The organism is Phormidesmis priestleyi BC1401 (assembly GCF_001650195.1).
In the GTDB taxonomy this organism is placed as follows: Bacteria; Cyanobacteriota; Cyanobacteriia; order Leptolyngbyales; family Leptolyngbyaceae; genus Phormidesmis_A; species Phormidesmis_A priestleyi_B.
Map to the genome: position 1 here is coordinate 1 of NZ_LXYR01000105.1, position 6,745 is coordinate 6,745.

Below are 6,745 nucleotides of genomic sequence, written 5' to 3' on the forward strand. Positions count from 1 at the left end.
TCTCGCTGTGTTGAATGAGCCGAATCCCATCATTGGCTTTGTCAATCGCTTGATGTTGCGGTGATCCTGCTCGATGATGTTATTCAGGTACTTGCTCTGCCGGTATTCTGTCTCTGCTGCCAGCGTTTCATCGCCTTTCAAGGCTTCGACTGCCACCGGATAGGCAGCATTTTTATCGACGGTGATCACGCGGGGTGTTTGAGTATGAGTCGCCTTCAGCACTTTGCGGAAAAACCGGGCTGCTGCTTTACCGTCCCGCTTTGCGCTCAGCATGAAGTCCAACGTGTTGCCCATTGAATCGACAGCGCGGTAAAGATATTTCCACGCTCCTTTCACTTCGATGTAAGTCTCGTCCACTCTCCATGAGTCATTCGTGGGATTCAAGAACGGTCGAATGCGTTTGTCCAGTTCAGGGGCAAATTTCAGCACCCAACGATTGAGGGTGGAATGATCCACCTCAACTCCTCGCTCTGCCATCATTTCTTCCAAATCCCGGTAGCTCAGAGGATAGCGGCAATACCACCGCACATTCAACACGATGATTTCGGGCAAGAAGTGCCGCCATTTGAACAGAGAGTCAGTCGTCATTTAGAGCAAGGCTAGAAAAAATTAAGCTTCCCTACCTTACTATTTTTGCGACACAACCGCATGGGGGAACTGCTTGTGATTGTTTCATGTCTGTTGGTCATCCTGATGATACGTTTCTCGCTCAAACTTGCCAGGAATTGCATGACCATCTCGGGAATCAACGAACTCCGCTGCAAGCAGACGGGGTATGGAATAGGATCTGCTGCCGAACCTAAAGCTTCGGATTGCAGTTTGTCTTCTTCGCCGCAGAGCGGCGGGGAATCTACCCCTACTAGATTGAAATGGACAACTCTGCTGATGCTTGTGCACTGGCTTCCGCCCAGACTGTTCAAGCCGCTTCAAGTATCCCTAAAAAAGTTTCAAAGTGGCTTTTTGGCTCTGCTTAAAACCCGAAATGGGATCAAGCAAAATATGAAACAAAAGTGAAGTAATTTGACATATTTCTGATAGCAATCATCAGCAATTCGATTAAATTTCTCTTGCTTCTTAGTGCTACTTAGGTTAGGTTGGAACAGTCTTGAAGGGGAGTAGCTGCTGGCAAAGAAAGCCAGTACACCTGAGTCAACATACTGGCAGAAAGCCTGGTTCAGGGGACAAGTCTTTGATTTTCGGCGCTGCATGGCACCAGGATCTTTCAACTTGAGAGCGAGACCTTCACTGAGTTCACATCTGATGTGGGCTGGGTGAAGTGTGTCTGCACTCATCAAGCTCACTCAGAAAACCGTAACCAATTCTGATGAGCTTGATGAGCTGATATCTCTATGGAATTAAGTCTTTTTGTTTCGACCTTTGCCCTCACTTTTGTGGCAGAGTTACCCGATAAAACAGCGTTTGCTGCTTTATTTCTTGCCACCTGTCACGATCCCTTTGCGGTCTTTCTGGGTGCCGCCGCCGCTTTTGTGATTCAAAGTGTGGTCGCCGTTGCCTGCGGTAGTTTGTTCAGTCTCCTTCCCTCTCAGTGGGTGCATCTCACCGCAGGCATTCTCTTCCTAGTTTTTGCCGTCATGATGTGGCGTAGACAAGACTCTGGAACAGAAAAACCTGATTGTGCGCCTAAAACTGCGCGGTTCTCTCAGTCCGTTGGAACTGCCTTCATGACCATTTTTATTGCTGAATGGGGCGATTTAACCCAATTGGCAACAGCGGCGCTAGTGGCGAAAGAGCAGGCTCCCTTCACAATTTTCACCGCTGCAACTTTAGCGTTGTGGTCCGTCACCGCGATCGGGGTCATCGTTGGTTCTCAGATGAAGGATCGGATACAGCCCCAGCTCTTACAGCGAGTCGCTGCCAGTGCTTTTGCCGTTGTAGGCATCGGTATATTAGTTAAAGCGTAGAGAAGATAGTAGGGATTGATTCGCCAACCGCATCGTATCCCGAATCAATCCCAGGATGAGCAGCAATCACCCTGGTGGGTACCATCTTTCTGGCCATCGTCTGGTTACCTTGGAACAGTCTTCCACCTACTTCACTGAGGTCTCTTCCTTTATGACCAGTAAGCTCGTTTCCAGTTTCGAACTCCTCGCGCAACCCATTATTCCATCCGCGTTTGCGCCTGCTGGCATTGAAAATCCTTTCGTGGTGCAAGCGTATTTTTTGATCATTTCCAATTTTACGCAGAATGAGCAAGTGACTCCTGCGCCTCCCATCACGCTACGGTTTGTCTTGGATGGCATTAATCCCCCCGCGATCCCACTGACTTTCACGGATAAAACCACCGCTAAATCTATTCCCTTGGTGGTTGGCACGCCCTCCTTTGTGCTGGAGGCAAAGCTTGATCCAGCCAACTCCGTCAAGGGTACGGATACAACCACCTTCCTGCTTCAGCCTGATGTGAAGAAAATTTTGCAGCAAGGGGGAGCACCGAATTATGAACTGCGTGGGTATGTCACGATCGATGCTCCAGCCGGCACCCAACTCTTGCTGTCACCGCAAACACGGGGCACCTTCTTCCGGGGCACCTTGCCAAATCTGACTGTGGTCAGTGAAGAGTCTAGTGTGCTGCCAACGGCCCAAGGTCCACTGTACGTGTTCTAGGGATTGGAAGAGGTCCAATACGGTTGGCGAATTGGCGAGAGAAAAAAATCTTTGAAATCCTCATTCTGTGGTTGATTCCGGGTTTAGGGTATGTGATCTGACCATCCTTGACCGAGCTAAGTTTTAGAGATGGATAATTTTTCTCTGGTCGATTTTCCAACCGCATCGGATCCTGTCGCAATCCCATAGACGCGGGACTCGATGTGATAGGGGTATGGCAACGATTCACGTAAAAAAGGGCCATTTGCTGTGAATGTCTTATTAAGCAAATGATTCAGAGCATAAGCGATCGGTTCGCTTCAATAAGTTCTACGAATCGGCACAAAACGTACTACAAGCAGGTTGGACTAGTTTTGGACTGAAAAATGAAAAAAGGGTCGTGTTACATCAGTAATCTCCCACCCTTTATCAGCTTGGGGTCCTGATTCTACCGTTGCACTTCTGCCATTTCAGCAGGTGGGCAAGCTTAATTGAGATATCAGTAGAAATTATGGTTTAGCGAAGCTTTGGAATCAGGGTGAGCGAGCACAAGCTGGGAGAACACCCTGCTGGGAGAGCGTTACAGCCTTGAGGCAAAGAACGGTTCCATTGCTACTGAGACCCCGAGTTCCCTAGTTTGTAGCGACTTGCGCCTCAACCGACCATTAAGAATTTGGCGCAGGTCTTGCATCTGACCCGTTTCGCTCTGGTGCCATCGTTGCCAAGTTTGCCCTGACCTTCTTTTGCTGTGTCGCTTGATCCAGGGGTTGAGCCGATACATGACTAATTTAGTGCAAGAAAGGGCTGAAAGCCCAATTCTGGCGTAGATTTCTGACGCTTTTCCTCTTGCCTGGGGCTTGATCCAGGAGCTCAACGTAGCAAAGCTTGCCAGCCCATGTTGCACCTTTCTGGTCTTATGTCGGCTTGACCTCTATTTGAATCAATGACAGCAAGAAGAATCCCAAGTTCTTCAGTCTTGCTCTGGTTAAGAATTATCACCCGTCCGGGGAATATCCTCGTTCACCTTAGAAGGATAAATTCAGAAGTAATGATGAGACACCTCGATTGCTGAACCAATCGATCCTGGCTTTCCCATCCCACCCCACTCTACTTCCCTACAATTCATACGAGGTGGATAACATGGATACCCCTTCCGTCGTTTGGACAGATGCAGCATTAACAGCGATTCGTAATCTTGGCAAACCCGATAAACTTGCTGCACGACCCCGAATTGGTCCACCAATGGTGGCAAGATCGCTTGCCATCCTACACACTGCCATTTTCGATGCTTGGGCAGTGTATGATGCCGTAGCAATTCCAACTCAAATCAGATTACCGCGTCAAATTGCCGAATCAGATGCAGTTAAAATCGCGGCGATGAGTCAGGCTGCCTATCGAGTATTGGTGGATCAATTTCCCACTGAGGTCGCAACGTTTGATTTAGCCATGACTTCGCTGGGGCTTGTTCCTTCAACCAGTGAAGACGCTTCAACCCCAGACGGGATAGGCAATCTAGCCGCCCAAGCCATCCTGGCAGAGCGTCATCGCGATGGTGCCAATCAATTGGGTGAACTCAGTGATAGCGGCAAAATTTATGCAGATTACACAGGTTACACCCCCGTTAATTTGCCCGTCGCTGCAACAGAACCTTCCCCGATCGTCAATACGCCGCATCCAGATCGCTGGCAGCCCTTAAGCTATCTTGATGGCACTGGCAAGCTACAAATTCCTAGTTTTATCGCTCCCCATTGGGAGAAGGTGCGTCCGTTCGCGCTGACTTCGGCAGATCAATTTCGTCCGGCTCCGCCTCAAGCGATCATATCCCAGGGATTTCTCGATCAAGCCAAGCATATCGTTGAGGTTCAGAAGAATCTGATCACCAAGCAAAAGGTGATTGCAGAATACTGGGCAGATGGACCCAACTCTGAGCTACCACCAGGACATTGGGAACTCTTCGCGTCCTTTATTTCCGAGCGGGACCATCATAATCTGGCAGACGATGCCAAAATGTTCTTTGCTTTGGCGAATGCGATTCATGATGCCGCGATTGCGACCTGGGAAGCCAAGCGCTACTACGATTATGTTCGACCAGTCACCGCCATTCGGCATCTGTTCCGGGGTAAGAAGATTGATGGCTGGACCGGAAGTAGCATTGCTCAAATTTTAGGAGAGGCATGGCGACCCTATCAAGTCCCGACGTTTCCGACCCCTCCATTTCCAGAGTTTACATCCGGGCATAGTGCCTTCTCGATGGCGGGAGCTGAGGTGTTGAAACGGTTTACAGGCAGCGATCGCTTAGGGGATTACTCCTACAAGCAAACTGGTTTCTTGCGCGTTGAGCCTGACTTAACAGAAGCTGTTGGGGTTGTATTGCAATGGGAAACATTTACCGCTGCCGCGCAAGAAGCCGGAGAGTCGCGCTTGTATGGTGGAATCCATTTCTATGAAGGCAACGTCGCTGGACTAGCACTGGGGCGTAAAGTTAGCATACAAGCTTACGAGAAGGCGCGTCAGTATTGGGAAGGCACTTTATAACTCCATTTATTGAACTGACAGAATTCTGTAAAGGCGATGGATAGTATGCCCCCATTTTTGAAAGCCATATTATCCATTGTTCAATCAGAGGGTGAAAGGGGAGAGAGTAGCGCGTCTGCTGTCAGCCACCACGAGTGTGCTGAAGTGGTTGATCTGCTTGAATTTGAAGCGGTGAGAAAATCACGATAACGAGGTGTTTTAGTACAATAAAACTGTCCATCTAAAGTTTCGACAGGATGAGGGTTCTAGCAGCTTCATGGCGGCTGGCAGCAGACGCGTTACTCTCTCCCCAATAACGGGGCTCGATTCCTTCACGCTTTCGCATTGCAGCTCTCCACCTCTCTGTGTACGCTTCGCCGTGGCGTGGCCGACACCGACGCAACACTCGATATCCAGTGCCTTGCCAAAGCTTCTGGAGCTGGGACTTACACGCAGCCGATAGAGCCGAGCTTTGCTCGGCGCACGGAATACGTGTAAAACAGTGCCACGAACTCTTGAATCCTTGACTAGATAGAGGTTAAGTGAAAATCTTCTGGTTAACTGCATCGACCGCAGTGAACCAGAAGATTTTCACCCTCTGCCTCTAAATTGGTATAGCCTTTACTTAAGCAAGGATTCAAGAGTTCGTGGCACTGTTTTACACGTATTCCGAATCAATCCCCTCTGGAGGAAAGATGGATCTTCTCACTTGGCTAATTGTCGGTCTTATTGCAGGAATACTATCCAGTGTCGTAGCTGGCGGAATCGGGTACGGGATTCTTGGAGATATAGTTGTGGGCATTGTTGGATCTTTTGTTGGCAGTTGGCTTTTTAGACAGATAGGACTCGCCTCACCGTTCCCTGGACTTGCTGGAACCATCTTTATTGCCTTTATCGGTGCCGTTGTACTGTTGTTCGTTTTGCATCTCATTCAACGCGGGCGGGCTGTCTAGATGTTGATGTAGTCAGGGGTGGCTACGAATCTGGCATGGTTCAAGGCACTTGCTACATCGCACTGCTATATTTACCCCTGCTACCGCGTTGAGGACAATCGATTAACGCTCGCCTCAATACTGTCAGAGTGGTAACCTAACCGGCTACCAACTTAAGCCGAGACAGTGGGTCCCTCAAGTCTTTAAGCTTCGTTCAATCTGTCCCACTTTATGTCGGTAGCCGGTTTGATTATCAGTAAGTTACGAAGGTTAAACTGTCACAGCTAACCCTTGATTGTCCACCTCACTTAAGTTTTTATTATCAATCGCTCACAAGGCAAACGACAGAATGCACCTTTCAGCGTTTTGAGACTGCCATTCGATTGATAAGGTAAACGAAAATAAGGCGTTTGAAAATCTGCAAACGGATCAAAGTACGGAAAATCAGTGCTTTGAGCATCCTACATAAATTAATTACAGAAATTTAGGTAGGGTAGAGAGGTAAAGCAGCCAGAGGAACAAGACGATGGGCAAGTACATCCGCAAAACGGACAAGCAAACGAAACCACAAGGTAAGGCTGCCGTGATCAGTCAAGCTGACTTAGAGTGTGTTTGTAAATGAGTATTAAGCGGTCTTTTCTTTCCATCGGGTGTGGTTCTTTGTTAATCGTTTGAGCATTAACCGAATCATCACGATA

5 protein-coding genes are annotated in these 6,745 nt (G+C 48.7%); 4 read left to right on the forward strand and 1 reads right to left on the reverse strand.

Features of this window, described 5'->3' with window-relative positions; translation table 11 throughout:
- The coding region (locus A8707_RS25060; RefSeq protein ID WP_068820045.1) for an IS6 family transposase at window positions 1-588 on the reverse strand (588 nt) is incomplete at its 3' end.
- 761 nt (window positions 589-1,349) lie between these two features.
- On the opposite strand from A8707_RS25060, the gene A8707_RS25070 reads away from it, so the two are divergent.
- The 4 genes from A8707_RS25070 to A8707_RS30765 all read left to right on the forward strand — a co-directional run bounded on the left by A8707_RS25070 (window position 1,350) and on the right by A8707_RS30765 (window position 6,068).
- A complete protein-coding gene (locus tag A8707_RS25070) occupies window positions 1,350-1,922 on the forward strand; it encodes a TMEM165/GDT1 family protein (protein ID WP_068820047.1) in 573 nt (190 codons plus the stop codon).
- 151 nt (window positions 1,923-2,073) lie between these two features.
- Window positions 2,074-2,622, forward strand: coding sequence for a hypothetical protein (locus A8707_RS25075; RefSeq protein WP_068820048.1), 549 nt, complete (start codon window positions 2,074-2,076; stop codon window positions 2,620-2,622).
- Window positions 2,623-3,741: 1,119 nt separating this feature from the next.
- The gene (locus tag A8707_RS25080) at window positions 3,742-5,136 is read left to right on the forward strand and encodes a vanadium-dependent haloperoxidase (RefSeq protein WP_068820049.1); all 1,395 of its coding nucleotides are present in this window, start codon (window positions 3,742-3,744) and stop codon (window positions 5,134-5,136) included.
- 674 nt (window positions 5,137-5,810) lie between these two features.
- Window positions 5,811-6,068, forward strand: coding sequence for a GlsB/YeaQ/YmgE family stress response membrane protein (locus A8707_RS30765; RefSeq protein ID WP_068820050.1), 258 nt, complete (start codon window positions 5,811-5,813; stop codon window positions 6,066-6,068).
- Window positions 6,069-6,745: the final 677 nt, after the last annotated feature.

Coding starts and splice junctions, on each gene's coding strand:
- A8707_RS25070 (WP_068820047.1), top strand. CDS start 1,350: ATGGAATTAAGTCTTTTTGTTTCGACCTTTGCCCTCACTTTTGTGGCA.
- A8707_RS25075 (WP_068820048.1), top strand. CDS start 2,074: ATGACCAGTAAGCTCGTTTCCAGTTTCGAACTCCTCGCGCAACCCATT.
- A8707_RS25080 (WP_068820049.1), top strand. CDS start 3,742: ATGGATACCCCTTCCGTCGTTTGGACAGATGCAGCATTAACAGCGATT.
- A8707_RS30765 (WP_068820050.1), top strand. CDS start 5,811: ATGGATCTTCTCACTTGGCTAATTGTCGGTCTTATTGCAGGAATACTA.